The sequence below is a fragment of the Gluconacetobacter sacchari genome (assembly GCF_014174255.1).
GTDB lineage: Bacteria > Pseudomonadota > Alphaproteobacteria > Acetobacterales > Acetobacteraceae > Gluconacetobacter > Gluconacetobacter sacchari.
This window is the reverse complement of sequence record NZ_JABEQJ010000085.1, coordinates 1-1,696: the sequence shown is the minus strand read 5'-3', so window position 1 is coordinate 1,696 and position 1,696 is coordinate 1. Positions and strand designations below refer to the sequence as shown.

1 protein-coding gene is annotated in these 1,696 nt (G+C 40.4%); it reads right to left on the bottom strand.

The features are described from left to right. Positions 1-148: 148 nt before the first annotated feature. On the bottom strand, positions 149-1,357 hold the full coding sequence (locus tag HLH48_RS22725; protein WP_182999714.1) for a diguanylate phosphodiesterase: 1,209 nt from the start codon (positions 1,355-1,357) through the stop codon (positions 149-151). Between the last annotated feature and the right edge of the window lie 339 nt (positions 1,358-1,696).

The window sequence follows — 1,696 nt, the reverse complement described above, 5'->3', positions numbered from 1 at the left end:
ACGCACCGTTTCAAAATGACACCGCCTCAACCCGGTGCGATCCCGCGCGCCCAAACCACAAAAGCAGAAAAATCCACCCAAAATACTCAATGCCGTGAATAAGATGGGCTAGAGCATCTCCATCGAACGGTTTTTCGGTGGAAATGCTCTATTTCAATTTTGGCCACTTTATCGAAAGAGAACTAGTCGTATTTGGTCTTGAAAATAAATATCCTTGAAAAAGATTTATGCCTACACTTTCTAACCACCGCCATTCTTCGATATTTTCCACACCCTCTGCGACAACCTCTATTCCTAGTGATCGACATAAGGTCAATACTGATCTCACTATCATTTGGCGCGGCCCATCTTTATTGATATTTTTAATAATCAATCGGTCTATTTTTATTTTATCTGGCTGAAATTTTGTGATCAAGGACAGGCCAGCAAATCCGGCTCCAAAATCATCAATGGCAATACCAAAGCCAGCAGCGCGCAAACATTTTATCACGTTAGAAAACTTTTTAGGCTCTGATATTACCTCTTCTTCAGTTATTTCTATGATAACCTGACCTGAATTAAGGGAAAATGAATTCAATTGAGAGACTAAATCGTCAACAATTCCTGTTATATTTACTAATGTCATGGGTAGTAAATTAACAGAGATTTTTGTTTCGCCTTCTATAATTTTTGACGCCCATTCAAAAGCAACTAGCTTAGATGTGGCATCTAAAACATATTGTTCATGTGAAGAAAGCAGTGAAAAACATTCGTGAGGCGGTCCTCCTTTGTCGGTTCGTAACAAAAATTCGTACGAAGATATTTTCCTTTCCAACGGATTTATTATGGGTTGAACAGAAAATTTATATTTGACCTTATCAAGGCACGAAGAAATTGGGGAGCTCCCCACGTCCACGCATGACTCTATCCATTCCATACAAGGAGATTTATAGTTTTCTTCACCGCACCACACCCCTGAAGTGAATGAAGAAACTACTCGTAGCACCCGGTCAAAATATGGGCTTTTCCCTCTATTTCTGCTTTGGTTTTTTATTTCCAGCAATAAATCGTCGCGAGTTTTTTTTCGAATGTCAAATGAAATCATTCCAAAATTCTCGAAATAGCGCGTCGGAATCTGTGTTTCAAGAATTTTTACTAAATCATCATGTCTATCATCAGCGCAAATTTCATGATATAGATTTGAGATGCAATTTTCTTCACCTTCAATTATTTGGAAAAAATAATCATCATTATAGAACAAAACCCCAGATATATTGGCTAATTTATTTTTATAATCTGAATTGCGGATGAGGTTATCTAGCTCGAAAGGGCTGAGTGTGGATATTTTTTTACTTCTATAAACCAAAACTGTAAGCATTTTTCTCTTTTCAGATGTGGAGGAAACAAAGGCTCGTCGATTGAAGTGTCTTATACCTGATTTTCTCGGAAATCTCACACGGGGTATGTGCATCGGGCTCTGAAATCGGCGAAAGTTCTTGTTGGAGAGGCAAAATCCGCGAGCGAGGCCAGAGACCCGATGCAGACAGAGTGTAGCGCAGGCCGAATGGCTTTTGGAGCGGTTTGTGGCCGCAGGATGGTTGCGGATTTAGCCCATCTTATTCACGGCATTGAGTATTTTGGGTGGATTTTTCTGCTTTTGTGGTTTGGGCGCGCGGGATCGCACCGGGTTGAGGCGGTGTCATTTTGAAACGGTGCG